Origin of the sequence: Polaromonas sp. CG_9.11 (assembly GCF_015752225.1) — a bacterium.
Classification (GTDB): domain Bacteria; phylum Pseudomonadota; class Gammaproteobacteria; order Burkholderiales; family Burkholderiaceae_C; genus Polaromonas.
Genome location: NZ_JADOVE010000002.1, coordinates 64,420 through 78,491 on the forward strand (window position 1 = coordinate 64,420; position 14,072 = coordinate 78,491).

A 14,072-nucleotide genomic window follows, 5' to 3' on the forward strand; every position below is an offset into this window, starting at 1 on the left:
CCGACGGGTCCCGTGAGACGGACGATGGGCCTGGGCTGTCCCTGCCGACAGCAAGGCGTCGCTGGCCGGCTGGCGGACCGGATTCGGGGGTAAATCAGGCTTTTGCGCAGTACTGGTGAGCGTAAATTGCTATGGTTTTTGATGTGTGAGGCGATGGCGTCAAATGCCAAACCCGTTGAGCCGGATGAACAGCAGGCTCCTGGCGCGGTTCATGAAATCTCGTTCCACGGGTGACGGCAGCGTCTGGGGTTTCAGGTCGAAGTGGCAAAGGCTGCCCGTCGGCAGGGTGTTGGCCTGCGACAGCGACAGGCCATAAAAGGACGTCACCAGACTGCGGTGGCCGTGTTTTTTCATGAATGTGTCGGTCGCCGAATCGGTCACGCCAAAGGGTTCGCGCGCCGTGATGAATCGGCCCAGGCTTTCGGACGTCGCAATGGCGTTGAAACGGTTTCCGGAGTGCCCCAGCTTGTCGTAGAGAAACACGGCACGCTGCGTCGGTCCCTGGAATTTGTAGATTGCCGTGAAACGATGTTCTATGCGGCTGTTCAGGTACTTCAGCGCAGCCATGATGCCGCCGGCATCGAGCTGGCTCTTCAGCACTGCCAGGCCGTGGTTCAACCCTGAAAGTGTTGAAAGTTTCAAGAATGACGGGTCTGTATCAAAGTTACTCAACATGCAACTATTTTCGGCAACTTGTACCCCGAGTCGTGTAGGACTCGGGCGGTAAGCCTGGGCAGCGCACAGCTTCAAATGCAACGCGTATCGCCGGCGGTCCTCACTGCCGACGCAGCGCCTCCATCGCGTCCTGGCTGGCGGCAGGGCAGGCCGGAAAATAGCCGAACAGCAAGCCGGTGCCAGCCGAAAATACAAACGACACGACATTGACCGCAGGATTGAACAAATAGGGTAACTGCATCAGACGCCTCGGGTGCGGCTCAGGAAGGAGGCCGGGGCGACTCCAGCGCGCGTCCAGCCGTCGCCCAGCGCTTTTACATCCGCACATGCTCGGCGCTCAGGCTGGCGCTGGCGTTTGCGGCAGAACGGCGCTGGATGGCGCGGGAAGTTTTTGCCTGATCTTCTGTTTGTGGGGGGGCTGACTGGTTTGGCTGGCCGGGCAGCCCACGGCCAGGAAAGCTCCGCAACGCCCCTGCGCTCATCAACCAACAGAACCAGGCCAGGAATTTGCAAAAAAATCAAGAGAAAAAGCGATTCCGCGCAATACCTAAAAGCGCAAGCAGCTATTCAAACCATGGCAAAACTACTGAAACGCCACCTCCGAAAAGCTCCTCAACTTGCGGCTGTGCAACTGGCTGATGCCCTCGGCCCGCAGCAACTCCACCGCCCGCATGCCAATGCGCAAATGCTGGTCTACCCGGTCGCGGTAGAACTGGTTCGCCATGCCCGGCAGCTTGATCTCGCCGTGCAGCGGCTTGTCGCTCACGCACAGCAGCGTGCCGTAGGGCACACGGAACCGAAAACCGTTGGCGGCAATCGTCGCGCTTTCCATGTCCAGCGCAATCGCCCGGCTCTGGCTGAAGCGGCGCTGCACCTGGTTGCCGGGCAGCAGCTCCCAGTTGCGGTTGTCGGTCGAGGCGACGGTGCCGGTGCGCATGATGCGCTTGAGGTCAGCACCTTCTGCATTCGTCACGTCTTCCACCGCCTGCTGCAGCGCCTTCTGGATTTCGGCCAGCGCCGGAATCGGCACCCACAGCGGCAGTTCTTCGTCGAGCACATGGTCTTCGCGCACATAGCCGTGGGCCAGCACATAGTCGCCGAGTTGCTGGCTGGTGCGCAGGCCGGCGCAGTGGCCCAGCATGATCCAGGCGTGCGGGCGCAGCACGGCGACATGGTCGGTGATGTTCTTGGCATTGGCCGGACCGACGCCGATGTTGACCATCGTGGTGCCGGTGCGGTCTGCCCGCACCAGGTGGTAGGCCGGCATTTGCGGCAGGCGTGGTGGCGCAATGCCCAGTTCGTCGCCTTCCTGCGCGCCCAGGCCGGTGCGCCGCGTCACCACATTGCCCGGTTCGATAAAGGCGATGTATTCGCTGGCCGGGTCGGCCATTTCGGCATGCCCCAGTCGGACGAATTCGTCAATATAGAACTGGTAGTTGGTGAACAGCACGAAATTCTGGAACCACTGCGGCGACGTGCCGGTGTAGTGGCGCAGGCGCTGCAGCGAATAGTCGACGCGCGCTGCAGTGAACAGCGACAGCGGCTGCGGCTGGCCGGCGCTGGGCTCGTAGGTGCCGTTGGCAATGCCGTCGTCCATTGACGCCAGGTCGGGCAGGTCGAACACATCGCGCATCAGCATGCGCCGGGCCGGGCTCATCGTGCCCTCGATGTGGTCGTTCTCGGCAAATGAAAAATGAATCGGGATCGGCTGGCTGCTGGTGCCCACTTCCAGCTCGACCTCGTGGTTTTGCATCAGCAGGCGGAATTGCGCCAGGTAGTAGTCGCTGTACAGGTCGGGCCGGGTCAGGGTGGTTTCAAAGTGGCCGGGTCCGGCGACAAAGCCGTAGCTGAGCTGCACGATGTCGGGCGTTTCCAGGATGGCCCGGGCCACCGTCTCGGTGTGGATGCGGACAAACGGATAGCAGGCGCGCACATGGCTGGGCAGCGTGTCGCCGGCCAGGTAACGTTGCATGGCGCTGCGCAGGTGGGCGATTTGCTGGTCATAGATGGCGTGCACCTGCGCCAGCGCGGCGGCCGGGTCGCGGTAACGGATGGGGGCGATGAAGGGGGGCAGGTAGGGCATGGGCTCAATCACTTTGCGGTTTGGGCATTCAGGGGCGGCAAGGCAGGATGCTTGCCGCCGTCTGGCATTCATCAGCGCTTGAGCGCCTCGCGCATCGTCACGAACTCTTCGGCCATCGTCGGGTGGATGCCGATGGTGCTGTCAAACACCGCCTTGGTCGCGCCGGCCTTCATGGCCACGGCAAAGCCCTGGACAATCTCGCCGGCGTCGGCGCCCACCATGTGCAGGCCAACCACGCGGTCGGTGGCGTCCTCGACGATCAGCTTCATCAGCGTGCGCTCGGTGCTGCCGCTCAGCGTGTGCTTGAGCGCCTTGAAGTCGCTCTTGTAAACGCTGATCTTGCCGAATTTCTCGCTCGCTTCGAGTTCTGTGTAGCCGACCGTGCCAATGTTCGGATGCGTGAACACGGCGGTCGGGATGAAGTCGTAGCTCATGCCGCGCGGCGTCTTGCCCTCGGGCGGGCCGAACAGCGCATCGACCACGACCATCGCCTCGGCCAGCGCGACCGGCGTGAGCTGCACGCGCGCCGTCACGTCCCCGACGGCGTAAATTGACGGTACCGAGGTCTGATACTGGTCGTTCACCTCGATCGCGCCGGATTTGGCCTGTCGCACGCCCGCCGCTTCCAGCCCCAGATCCTTGACCAGCGGCACACGGCCAGTGGCATACAGCACCGAATCAACGGTGATGTGGCTGCCGTCGAGCAGCTGCACCTGCAAGCCGTCTGCGCTGCGCTCAATAGTGGCCACGTCGGTGTTGAGGTGCAGCGTCACGCCGCTCTTGACCATTTCGCTGGCAATAAAGCCGCGCACTTCCTCGTCAAAGCCGCGCAGCACCTGGTGGCCCCGGTAGAGCTGCGTGACCTCGGCACCGAGTCCGTTGAAGATCGAGGCAAACTCGCAGGCGATGTAGCCGCCGCCGACCACCAAGAGGCGCTGCGGGAAGGGCGACAGGTCGAACATCTCGTTGGAGCTGATGACATGCTCGCTGCCTGGAAATTCAGGAATGCTGGGCTTGCCGCCAGTGGCGACCAGGATGTTTTCGGCGCTGTGGCGCTGGCCGCCGACGTCCACCGTGTGCGCATCGACCAGCGTGGCCCAGCCGTTGAGGGTCTGCACGCCAGAGCTTTTGAGCAGCTGCACATAAATGCCGTTGAGGCGCGTAATCTCGCGGGCGCGGTTGGACTTGAGGGTGTCCCAGTTCAGCCTAGGTGCTTCGCCCACCCAGCCGAAGCCGTGCGACTCCTCGAAGCTTTCGGCGAAATGGGCGGCGTAACTGTAAAGTTTTTTCGGGATGCAGCCCAGGTTGACGCAGGTGCCCCCCATCTCGGCCACTTCGGCCAGCGCCACGCGGGCGCCGCGCTGCGCCGCCATGCGCGCTGCGCGCACGCCGCCGCTGCCGCCGCCAATCACGAACAGGTCAAAGTCAAAATCAGCCATGAGTTCCTTTTGTAGTCTGGCCGTGATTGTGCTGTTTTCAGATGACCTTTTGGTGGCCACGGCGTTGCGCAGGTTGAGGCCTCACGGCTGGCGCTGGCGGTAGCGCCTGAGTTCCAGCGCAACGATGCACACCGCCAGCCAGGCCGAGCCGGAGGCAAAACCGGCCAGCACGTCGCTGGCAAAGTGAACCTGGATAAACACGCGGCTGCTGCCGATGGTGAAGGCCAGCGCCGCCGCCAGCGCCACCACCGGCAGGTGCGCGCTGGCCAAGCGGGCGGGCAGCAGCCGCACCAGCAGGTACGCCAGCATGCCGTAGGCCACGACCGAGCCCGACGCATGGCCGCTCGGAAAGCTCCAGCCGTCGGCAAAGGCCAGGGCGTTGTCATGCACCGGGCGGGTTCGCTCAAAAATACCTTTCAGTGTCCGGTTCAGCAGCGCATTGCCGACGAAGGCCAGCACCCAGCCCAGGCACAGGCCGCGCTGGCGCTGGCGCAGCAGCCACAGTGTGCCGGCGATGCACAGGCTGGTCAGCGTAAGCGTGTCGCCGAAGTGGGTGAGCACGGCAAACACCCTGAACGCGCCGGTCGGCAGCGTGGACCGGAGGGTGTCCGAGAACAGCAGGTCGAGCTGGCCCAGCTTGCGGCCGTCGCCCAGGTTTTCGGCAATTTCGGCAAACAGGGCGGCAGCGCCGATGATCAGCCCGAAGCCCAGCGCCAGGTAGGCGACCAGATAAGCCAGCGGCGAAAAGCGGCTGGTGTCGCGGTGCACGCCGTAATGCTGTACCAGCCGCCACAGGCCCCAGACGGCACAGAGCAGCAGCGCCAGCGCGATGCCAAAGGCAGGGAGTGCCTGGCGGGCAAGTGCCTGGACGGCCTCGCGCACGGCGGGTGAATCAAGTTCCATGAGGCGTTTCAGTCATTCAATTCAGGGTTCAGCGCAGAGAAATATGGGGGAGTGCCGTCAGGCGACGGCGGCACGGGCGACGGGTCAGGCGCCGCTGCCGCAAGCTTAGCTGGGTTTGGCGTATCTGCCCTGACAGGCCGCGGCAGTCGCCTGTCAGCGCAAGTCACGATAATCAGGCGCATATGACCACTTCTCCTACTGACTTCAGCGCCTTGTCGCTGCCGGCCCACGTGCTGGCCAACCTGACGCAACTCGGCTACACCCAGATGACCCCGATCCAGGCCGCCAGCCTGCCGGTCGCCCTGCTGGGCAAGGACCTGATCGCCCAGGCCAAGACCGGCAGCGGCAAGACCGCCGCCTTTGCGCTGGCGCTGCTGGCCAACCTCAATGCCCGCCGCTTTGCCATCCAGGCGATGGTGCTGTGCCCGACGCGCGAGCTGGCCGACCAGGTGACCACCGAAATCCGCCGCCTGGCGCGCGCCGAGGAAAACGTCAAGGTCGTCACGCTGTGCGGCGGCGTCGCCCTGCGCAACCAGATTGCCAGCCTGGAGCATGGCGCGCACATCGTCGTCGGCACGCCCGGCCGCATCATGGACCACCTGGCGCGCGGCAACCTGAACCTTGAGGCCATGAACACGCTGGTGCTGGATGAAGCCGACCGCATGCTCGACATGGGCTTTTTCGACGACATTGCCGTGGTCGCCAAGCAGTGCCCGAAAGAGCGCCAGACGCTGCTGTTCTCGGCCACTTATCCCGAAGGCATCGCCAAGATCAGCCAGCAGTTCATGAAGAACCCGCAAACCATCACCGTGCAGGCGCAGCACGAGAAAAGCAAGATCCGCCAGCGCTGGTACCAGGTGGAAGACACCGACCATGACGAAGCGCGCCTCAATGCGGTGGCCCTGGTGCTCAATCACTACCGGCCGGTCAGCACGCTGGCGTTTTGCAACACCAAGTCGCAGTGCCGGGCGCTGGTGCAACTGCTGAAAGACAGGGGGTTCATCGCGCTGGCGCTCTTTGGCGAGCTTGAGCAGCGCGAGCGCGACCAGGTGCTGGTGCAGTTTGCCAACCGCAGCTGCTCGGTGCTGGTGGCGACCGACGTGGCGGCGCGCGGCCTAGACATTGCGCAGTTGGAAATGGTCATCAACGTCGATGTGACGCCGGACAGCGAAATCCACATCCACCGCATCGGCCGGACCGGCCGCGCCGACGAGGAAGGCTGGGCCATCAGCCTGGCGACGATGGACGAAATGGGCTCGGTCGGCAAGATCGAGCTGCTGCAAAAAACCGAGTCCGACTGGCACAAGATTGAAGCGCTGACACCCACCGCCAAGGAAGCACTGCGCCCGCCGATGGCGACGCTGCAGATCGTTGGCGGCCGCAAGGAAAAGCTCCGCGCCGGCGACGTGCTCGGCGCGCTGACCGGTGAGGCCGATGGCTTGATGACATTTACCCGCGAACAGATCGGCAAGATCAACGTCAACGAGTTCTCGACCTATGTGGCGGTGGACCGCAAGGTTGCCGGTGATGCGCTGCACAAGCTGGCGATGGGCAAGGTCAAGGGCAAGAGCGTGCGGGTGCGGCTGATGGACGACGAAGCTTGAGGCTCACCGGCTGGTTTGATGGTCAAATCAGCCATTTGCGTAATTCATGCATACACATGCAGCTATTAATAAAGTAGCAATATGAACTTTGGACAACCTGCTGGCGTTGCGCTGGTGATCGGTTCCGGCGGCGGGCTGGGCGCGGCGCTGGTGGCGCAGCTCTCGGGTGCGGCGGGGGCGCCTGAACGGTTTCAAACCGTGCTGGCGCTTGGCCGAAACAGTCTGCCGGCCATCGACTACGGCGACGAAGCCAGCTTGAAATCCGCCGCCGACTGGGTAGCGGTCCAGTGCGCCGAGCAGCAGCTCGAACTGCGCCTGATCGTGGTCGCCAGCGGCTTTCTGCATGGGCCGCAAGGCCAGCCCGAACGCAGCTTCAGCCAGCTGGACGCCGGCTACCTGACGCATGTGTTCCAGGTCAACACCATTGGCCCGGCGCTGGTGATGAAGCATTTTTTGCCGTTGCTGCCCAGGCAGGGCCGCTGCGTGGCGGCTTTCCTGTCGGCCAAGGTCGGCAGCATCGGCGACAACGCGCTGGGCGGCTGGTACGGCTACCGCGCTTCGAAGGCTGCACTGAACCAGCTGGTCAAGACCGCGTCGATTGAAATGACCCGGCGCAACCGCCAGTCGGTCTGCGTCGCGCTGCATCCGGGCACGGTCGATACCGCGCTGAGCCAGCCGTTTGCCAAGACCGGCCTGAAGGTGCGGCCGGCCGAAGAAGCCGCCAGCGACCTGGTCAACGTGCTGAAGGGCCTGACGCCCGCCGACACCGGCAGCCTGCTGGACTACCAAGGCGTGACGTTGCCTTTTTGACCGGGATTGCAAGCTTTTTAGTGCTCTAGCGCAATAGCTGTGGGTGTTTTTTGCTATTGAATTAATAGTGGTTTGATGCCGCCTTTTTTCGGTTGGTGAGCCCGCCTGCCCGGCAACTTTTTCAAAAAAACATCAACGCCACTGCATCCAAAGCGGCCGCTGGCGTGTAGTGCCTGTAGCAGCGCAGAAAAGCTGCTTCATCTGCGCAACATTTTTGGAGAACCACCATGTCCACCCAACGCTTTCCCCTGGCCCTTGCCGTTGTTTGCGCCGCCGTGCTGCTGGCCGCCTGCGGCTCCATGGCGCCGATGATGCCCATGGCCTCAGCCAGGTTCATGCAGGACAGCCTGCCGGACGCGGTCAAGGTGCCGGCCGGCCACAAGGTGGCGATGGAAACCGTCGGCGTGGGCAAGATCACCTACGAATGCCGCGACAAGGCCAATGCCCCCGGCATGAACGAATAGCTGTTTGTCGGCCCGAACGCCATGATCAACGACCGCAGCGGCAAGCTGGTCGGCAAATACTACGGCCCGCCGGCCAGCTGGGAAGCGATGGACAGCTCGAAAGTGGTCGCCACGCAAGTCGCGGTTGCGCCGGCCAGCGTCGGCAGTCCTGCCAGCAAGGGCGCCCGGGAAATCGTGAAGTACCAGACTGACTATATTTTCTGGAAAGCGGCCTGATTGTTGCGACAGGACGCAGTTTTGCGTGTCGGCTAACATCGAACGGAAATTTCCCTGGCGAACGGCGCATGAAGCGGCCGCAGCCGTTTCATTCCCAGTCAACGCCGACCGAGCCTGCCTGTGACGATTGCGCCCGACACCGCCCCTTCACCAGCCTTGACGCAATTGCCGCACCGCTCGTCACCGTTGCCCGTCTGCCCCGACGTTTGCAGGCCTCCGGCTGGGGGCACAGCGTGAAGCTCTGGCGCGGGCTCGCCGGCACCGGTTTTGCCGCTGCTGCGGTGCTGGCCACGGCGCTCGTCACGCGCCTGGGGGTGTTGCCGCCTGCCGCGCCGCAGTACCTGGTGGTGCTGGTGGCGCCGCAGGACAAGTCGCCGGGCTGGGTCGTACAGGCCAGCAGCCCGAAAACGCTGAGTCTGATTCCGCTGGGACAGGCCGACGTGCCGGCTGAAAAATCGCTGCAGTTCTGGACCAAGGGCGACAACTGGAACGGCCCGGTGTCGCTGGGCCTGGTCAAGCCCGGCCAGACGGTGCGCATCCCGCTGGACACGCTGCCGCCATTGCAGCCCAACCGATTGTTCGAGCTGACGCTGGAGCCCGCCAATGGCTCACCGACCAACCGTCCCACCGGGCCGATCCAGTTCATCGGCCGGGCGGTCAAGGTGACGTGAACGCGGGCCTTGCCGGATTTCAAGGGGAAAGTGACGCTTGCGCAGAGTGGCTGTGCATACAACGCTATAAAAAGTACAGCGCCATGAAAAAAGTGCGTAGCAAGTTGCCTTGCGCGCACTTTGTCCGGGACCGGCGGCGTCAGGCCTGCTTGGACGCCAGCTGCACGGCCGCCTTGCGGCGCTCACGGAACGCCTGCAACTCGCCGACCACGCCCTTGCGGAAGGCCAGCACGCACAGCACGAAGATCACGCCAATGATGACCGTGACCCAGGAGCCGACCTTGTCAGCCAGCAGGTTCTGCAGCGAAATCACAATGCCCGCGCCCATGACCGGGCCAAAGAAGGTGCCCACGCCGCCAAGCAGCGACATCAGGATCACTTCGCCGGACATGGACCAGTGCACGTCGGACAGCGTGGCAAAACCCATGACCAGCGTCTTGAGCGAACCGGCCAGCCCGGCCAGTGCCGACGACAGCACGAAGGCCAGCAGCTTGTAGCGGTCTACCTGGTAGCCCAGCGAGATGGCGCGTGGCTCGTTTTCACGGATCATCTTGAGCACCTGGCCAAACGGCGAGTCGACGATGCGCGTGATAAACAGGAAGCACAACACGAAAACAGCCACCACGAAGTAGTACATTGCGTTGTCGGACTGCAGCGACAGCATGCCGAACAGGTCGCCGCGCGGCACCCCCTGCAGGCCGTCTTCGCCACCAGTAAAAGGTGCCTGCAGGCAGACGAAATACACCATCTGGGCAAGCGCCAGCGTGATCATGGCAAAGTAGATGCCCTGGCGGCGGATCGCCACCGCGCCGACCACCAGCCCGATCAGTCCGGCGCCCACCGTGCCGGCCAGGATTGCCAGTTCGGGCGTCCAGTTCTGCGACTTGACAAACCAGCCGGTGATGTAGGCGGCCGAGCCGAAAAACGCGGCATGGCCGAATGACAGCAGGCCGGTAAAGCCCAGCAGCAGGTTGAACGCGCACGCAAACAGCGCAAAGCACAGCAGCTTCATCACAAACACCGGGTACAGCCCGATAAACGGCGCGGCCAGCAGCAGCGCCAGCAGGGCGATGTAGGTGATGCGGGTGATTTTTTTCGAATTGTTCATTGGATAGTTCCGAAAGGCATGGTGCGCAACGAGCTCAAGGCAGGGGATTCAAGTCTTCCCAAGTTCCGGCCGCAGGACCGGCTTTTCCGGGCCGCAGGCGGGGCGGCCCCCTCGGGGGGCAGCGCAGTACGCGAAGCGGGAAGAGTAGGGTTTTTCTTTTTCAAGCACCGGCCGCGGAACTGGCATTGCCAGGCCGCAGGCGGGACGGCCCCCTCGGGGGGCAGCGAACCACACGAAGTGGGGAGCGTGGGGGCCATCATTCTTTGCCAAACAGGCCGGCCGGGCGAACCATCAGCACCAGCACCATCACGACGAACACCACGATACTTGAGGCCTCAGGATAAAAAACGCGCGTCATGCCCTCGACCAGGCCAAGCGCCAGGCCGGTGATGACCGAGCCCAGGATCGAGCCCATGCCGCCAATCACGACCACGGCGAACACGACGATGATCAGGTTCGATCCCATCAAGGGGTTAACCTGGATGATGGGCGCGGCCAGCACGCCCGCCAACGCTGCCAGCGCGGCGCCGGCACCGTAGGTCAGCATGACCATCATTGGCACGTTGATGCCGAAGGTCTGCACCAGCGCGGCATTTTCGGTGCCGGCGCGCAGGTAGGCGCCCAGACGGGTGCGCTCGATGATGAACCAGGTTCCCAGGCAGACCACCAGCGACACCAGCACCACCCAGGCACGGTAGTTTGGCAGGATCATGAAGCCCAGGTTGGTGGCGCCCGACAGCAGTTCGGGCACCGGATAGGACTGACCCGAGGCGCCATACAGTTCGCGGAAAACGCCTTCGATAATCAAGGCCAGACCAAAGGTCAGCAACAAGCCGTACAAAGGGTCGAGCTTGTACAGGTGCTTGAGGAGCAATCGCTCGATCACCACGCCGAAGGCGCCCACCACCAGAGGTGCCAGGACCAGCGCAAACCAGTAGTTGATGCCGAACTTGTCGAGCATGATCCAGGCGGCGAATGCGCCCAGCATGTAAAGCGCGCCGTGCGCGAAATTGACCACGCCGAGCAGGCCGAAGATGACTGCCAGCCCCAGGCTGAGCATCGCGTAGAACGCGCCGTTGACCAGGCCCAGCAGCAGCTGGCCCAGGAACGCTTGATGGGGGATACCGAAAATTTCCATGGGTGACCGTCAGTTCATGCCTTGCCAGGTTAAAAAAAAGCGGCTGGTCGCTTCCTGCGACCAGCCGCCCCGTGCTTCAGCTTACTTTTTGATCAGTGCGCACTTGGATTCGGCCGCCGTGGTGAAGGCCTGGTCACCCGGAATCGTGGACACCAGCTTGTAGTAGTCCCATGGCACGGTCGACTCCTTGGCCGACTTGACCTGGTACAGGTACATGTCATGGATCATCCGGCCGTCGGCGCGAATCTGGCCCTTGTTGTAAAAGTCGTCGATCTTCATGGCCTTGAGGGTGCTCATGACCTTGTCGCCGTCTGTGGTCCCGGCGGCCTGCACGGCCTTCAGGTAGGTCGTCGCGGCCGAGTAGTCGGCAGCCTGCAGGCTCGAAGGCATGCGTTTGTATTTTTCAAAAAAGCGCTTGGCAAATTTGCGCGAGGCGTCATCTTGGTTCCAGTACCAGCTGTCGGCCAGCTGCAGGCCTTCGGTGTTGGCCAAGCCCAGGCTGTGCACGTCGTTGATGAACACCAGCAGGCCGGCGATCTTCATGGATTTGTTGATGCCGAATTCACGCGCGGCCTTCATGGCATTGGTGAAGTCGCCACCCGCATTGGCCAGCGCCAGCACCTGGGCCTTGGACGATTGGGCCTGCAACAGGAACGAGGAGAAGTCGGAGGCGTTGAGCGGGTGACGCACAGCGCCGGCGACCGTGCCGCCGTTGGCCTTGACCACGTTGGACGCATCGTTTTCGAGGGAGTGGCCAAAAGCATAGTCAGCCGTCAGAAAGAACCAGTTCTTGGCGCCAGACTTCACCAGGGCCGTGCCAGCCACCTTGGCCAGCGCCACGGTGTCGTAGGCGTAGTGCACGGTGTAAGGCGAGCAGGCTTCGTTGGTCAGACGGGCCGAGCCGGGGCCAATGGCCATGAAGGGGCGTTTCTTTTCTTCGGCGATCTTGGCCATGGCCAGTGCGGTGCCCGAATTGGTGCCGCCGATCAGCATCGACAGGTTGTCCTTGTCGATCCATTCGCGGGCCTTGGAGCTGGCAATGTCGGCTTTGTTCTGGTGGTCGGCTGTCAGCACTTCAATCGGACGGTTCAAGACCTTGCCGCCAAAATCCTGCACGGCCCAGTTGACCATTTCGGCGCCGGCAGGGCCGTCAATGTCGGCGTACAGGCTGGACATGTCGGTGATGAAGCCGATCTTGACCGGGCCGGTGTTCTGTGCAGAAGCTGCAGCGGCAAATCCGAGGGTCATCGAGAGGGCGAGTAGCTTGAGTTTCATTTTTTTGTCTCCTGATTGCGTGGTTGAAAAGGTTGAAAAGATGGAAAAAAAGGCGGGCAGGCTTGTGGCTTAAACGCCCAGGTATTCCTGGAGCATGCCCATGTTCTGGCTCAGTTCGGACTGGGCGAACTGCTTGACGATCTGCCCGTGCTCCATCACGTAGAAACGGTCGGCCAAGGGCGCGGCAAAGCGGAAGTTCTGCTCGACCAGCACGATGGTGTAGCCCTTGGCCTTGAGCGCCAAAATCATTTCGGCCAGTTTCTGGACGATCACTGGCGCCAAGCCTTCGGAGATTTCATCGAGCAGCAGCAGCCGCGCGCCGGTACGCAGAATGCGCGCCACGGCCAGCATTTGCTGCTCGCCGCCCGACAGGCGCGTGCCGGGGCTGTTGGCCCGCTCCTTCAGGTTGGGGAACATGGCATAGATCTCGTCGAGCTTCATGCCGCCCGGTGCAATCGTGGGCGGCAGCATCAGGTTTTCTTCGGTTGAGAGGCTGGCGAAAATGCCGCGCTCCTCAGGGCAATAGCCCACGCCAAGCCGGGCCACCTTGTGCGGCGCCAGCTTCAGGGCTTCCTCGCCGTTGATCTTGACCGAGCCTTTGCGCGCGCCGGTTAGGCCGACGATGGCGCGCAGGGTGGTGGTGCGGCCGGCGCCGTTGCGGCCGAGCAGGGTGACGACCTCGCCCTCGTTCACGGTCAGGTTAACGCCATGCAGGATGTGCGACTCGCCATACCAGGCGTGCAGGTCTTCGATGCGCAGAAATTCTTTGCTCATGTTCAGTGCGCTCCCTGCAAGGCGGTGTCCGCCGTACCCATATAGGCCTCGATGACCAGCGGATTCTTTGACACCTCGGCATACGTGCCGTCGGCAATGATGGCGCCGCGCTGCAGCACCGTGATACGGTCGGCGATCGACGACACCACGTTCATGTTGTGCTCAACCATCAGGATGGTGCGTCCAGCCGAAACTTTCTTGATCAGTTGCGTGACCCGGTCCACGTCTTCATGGCCCATGCCCTGCGTGGGTTCGTCCAGCAGCATCAGCTCAGGCTCCAGGGCCAGGGTGGTTGCCAGCTCCAGCGCGCGCTTGCGGCCGTAAGGCAGGTTGACCGTCAGCACGTCTGCGAACTGGCCCAGGTCGACTTCATCAAGCAGGGCGCGGGCACGGTCGTGCAGCGGATAGAGCGTGCTTTCGGCCTTCCAGAAATGAAACGACGTGCCCAGGTTGCGTTGCAACGCGGCGCGCACGTTTTCCAGCACCGTCATGTGCGGGAACACGGCAGATATCTGGAACGAACGGACGATGCCGCGCCGGGCGGTCTGCGCCGGCTTTTCAAACGTGATGTCGGTGCCGTTGAAGGTGATGCTGCCGCGCGTGGGCGTCAAAAACTTGGTCAACAGGTTGAAGAAGGTCGTCTTCCCGGCGCCATTGGGGCCAATGAGCGCATGAATGTGCCCGCGCTGGACTTTCAGGTCCACGTTATTGACCGCAACGAATCCCTTGAATTCCTTGGTCAGACTGCGCGTTTCAAGAATGAAATCCACTGGCAAATTGGCTCTCCGGCAGGTTGAATTGACTTCGCGGAGCGTCTGAAAATAGACAGCTTCGGCTCTGTGAAACACAGGCCTTTATCCTAGCCAGACACCTCTGGCGAAGATACCGGGTTAGACCCTTAGGTAGTTTTTC

General features: G+C 62.7%; 13 protein-coding genes and 1 pseudogene. 4 read left to right on the plus strand and 10 right to left on the minus strand.

Features of this window, described 5'->3' with window-relative positions; translation table 11 throughout:
* Window positions 1-159 precede the first annotated feature (159 nt).
* From IWX85_RS02060 to IWX85_RS02080, 5 genes are all read right to left on the minus strand, one after another.
* Window positions 160-642, minus strand: coding sequence for a hypothetical protein (locus IWX85_RS02060; protein ID WP_196868591.1), 483 nt, complete (start codon window positions 640-642; stop codon window positions 160-162).
* A gap of 133 nt (window positions 643-775) precedes the next feature.
* Window positions 776-916 (minus strand): hypothetical protein, encoded by a 141-nt coding sequence (locus tag IWX85_RS02065; RefSeq protein WP_196868592.1) that lies wholly within the window; start codon window positions 914-916, stop codon window positions 776-778.
* A 342-nt stretch (window positions 917-1,258) separates the two neighbouring features.
* The gene (locus IWX85_RS02070; protein WP_196868593.1) at window positions 1,259-2,758 is read right to left on the minus strand and encodes an AMP nucleosidase; all 1,500 of its coding nucleotides are present in this window, start codon (window positions 2,756-2,758) and stop codon (window positions 1,259-1,261) included.
* Window positions 2,759-2,829: 71 nt separating this feature from the next.
* Window positions 2,830-4,197, minus strand: a complete 1,368-nt coding sequence (gene gorA / locus IWX85_RS02075; protein WP_196868594.1) for a glutathione-disulfide reductase — start codon at window positions 4,195-4,197, stop codon at window positions 2,830-2,832.
* A gap of 81 nt (window positions 4,198-4,278) precedes the next feature.
* Entirely contained in the window at window positions 4,279-5,100 is an 822-nt protein-coding gene (locus tag IWX85_RS02080) for a phosphatase PAP2 family protein (RefSeq protein ID WP_036808798.1), read from the minus strand.
* Between the two features lie 182 nt (window positions 5,101-5,282).
* Here IWX85_RS02080 and dbpA point away from each other — a divergent pair, with 182 nt between their 5' ends.
* From dbpA to IWX85_RS02100, 4 genes and pseudogenes are all read left to right on the plus strand, one after another.
* Window positions 5,283-6,704 (plus strand): ATP-dependent RNA helicase DbpA, encoded by a 1,422-nt coding sequence (gene dbpA, locus IWX85_RS02085; protein ID WP_036808800.1) that lies wholly within the window; start codon window positions 5,283-5,285, stop codon window positions 6,702-6,704.
* Window positions 6,705-6,785: 81 nt separating this feature from the next.
* Entirely contained in the window at window positions 6,786-7,514 is a 729-nt protein-coding gene (locus tag IWX85_RS02090) for an SDR family NAD(P)-dependent oxidoreductase (RefSeq protein ID WP_196868595.1), read from the plus strand.
* A 227-nt stretch (window positions 7,515-7,741) separates the two neighbouring features.
* A pseudogene (locus IWX85_RS02095) lies at window positions 7,742-8,194 on the plus strand (DUF3455 domain-containing protein).
* Window positions 8,195-8,262: 68 nt separating this feature from the next.
* Complete coding sequence (locus tag IWX85_RS02100) at window positions 8,263-8,865, plus strand: anti-sigma factor domain-containing protein (RefSeq protein ID WP_196868596.1); 603 nt, start codon at window positions 8,263-8,265, stop codon at window positions 8,863-8,865.
* A 139-nt stretch (window positions 8,866-9,004) separates the two neighbouring features.
* Here the strand turns inward: IWX85_RS02100 and IWX85_RS02105 are convergent, their stop codons facing one another.
* From IWX85_RS02105 to IWX85_RS02125, 5 genes are all read right to left on the minus strand, one after another.
* The gene (locus tag IWX85_RS02105) at window positions 9,005-9,973 is read right to left on the minus strand and encodes a branched-chain amino acid ABC transporter permease (protein WP_036808803.1); all 969 of its coding nucleotides are present in this window, start codon (window positions 9,971-9,973) and stop codon (window positions 9,005-9,007) included.
* A gap of 256 nt (window positions 9,974-10,229) precedes the next feature.
* A complete protein-coding gene (locus IWX85_RS02110; RefSeq protein ID WP_036803662.1) occupies window positions 10,230-11,111 on the minus strand; it encodes a branched-chain amino acid ABC transporter permease in 882 nt (293 codons plus the stop codon).
* 81 nt (window positions 11,112-11,192) lie between these two features.
* The gene (locus tag IWX85_RS02115) at window positions 11,193-12,386 is read right to left on the minus strand and encodes an ABC transporter substrate-binding protein (RefSeq protein WP_036803649.1); all 1,194 of its coding nucleotides are present in this window, start codon (window positions 12,384-12,386) and stop codon (window positions 11,193-11,195) included.
* Between the two features lie 69 nt (window positions 12,387-12,455).
* Entirely contained in the window at window positions 12,456-13,160 is a 705-nt protein-coding gene (locus tag IWX85_RS02120) for an ABC transporter ATP-binding protein (RefSeq protein WP_036803645.1), read from the minus strand.
* A 2-nt stretch (window positions 13,161-13,162) separates the two neighbouring features.
* The gene (locus tag IWX85_RS02125) at window positions 13,163-13,936 is read right to left on the minus strand and encodes an ABC transporter ATP-binding protein (protein WP_196868597.1); all 774 of its coding nucleotides are present in this window, start codon (window positions 13,934-13,936) and stop codon (window positions 13,163-13,165) included.
* Between the last annotated feature and the right edge of the window lie 136 nt (window positions 13,937-14,072).

What these genes read in the sequence shown, in the direction of transcription:
- IWX85_RS02110 (WP_036803662.1), bottom strand. Translation starts at nt 11,111, where the DNA reads ATGGAAATTTTCGGTATCCCCCATCAAGCGTTCCTGGGCCAGCTGCTG.
- IWX85_RS02090 (WP_196868595.1), top strand. Translation starts at nt 6,786, where the DNA reads ATGAACTTTGGACAACCTGCTGGCGTTGCGCTGGTGATCGGTTCCGGC.
- dbpA (WP_036808800.1), top strand. Translation starts at nt 5,283, where the DNA reads ATGACCACTTCTCCTACTGACTTCAGCGCCTTGTCGCTGCCGGCCCAC.
- IWX85_RS02105 (WP_036808803.1), bottom strand. Translation starts at nt 9,973, where the DNA reads ATGAACAATTCGAAAAAAATCACCCGCATCACCTACATCGCCCTGCTG.
- IWX85_RS02100 (WP_196868596.1), top strand. Translation starts at nt 8,263, where the DNA reads ATGAAGCGGCCGCAGCCGTTTCATTCCCAGTCAACGCCGACCGAGCCT.
- IWX85_RS02120 (WP_036803645.1), bottom strand. Translation starts at nt 13,160, where the DNA reads ATGAGCAAAGAATTTCTGCGCATCGAAGACCTGCACGCCTGGTATGGC.
- IWX85_RS02115 (WP_036803649.1), bottom strand. Translation starts at nt 12,386, where the DNA reads ATGAAACTCAAGCTACTCGCCCTCTCGATGACCCTCGGATTTGCCGCT.
- IWX85_RS02065 (WP_196868592.1), bottom strand. Translation starts at nt 916, where the DNA reads ATGCAGTTACCCTATTTGTTCAATCCTGCGGTCAATGTCGTGTCGTTT.
- IWX85_RS02080 (WP_036808798.1), bottom strand. Translation starts at nt 5,100, where the DNA reads ATGGAACTTGATTCACCCGCCGTGCGCGAGGCCGTCCAGGCACTTGCC.
- gorA (WP_196868594.1), bottom strand. Translation starts at nt 4,197, where the DNA reads ATGGCTGATTTTGACTTTGACCTGTTCGTGATTGGCGGCGGCAGCGGC.
- IWX85_RS02070 (WP_196868593.1), bottom strand. Translation starts at nt 2,758, where the DNA reads ATGCCCTACCTGCCCCCCTTCATCGCCCCCATCCGTTACCGCGACCCG.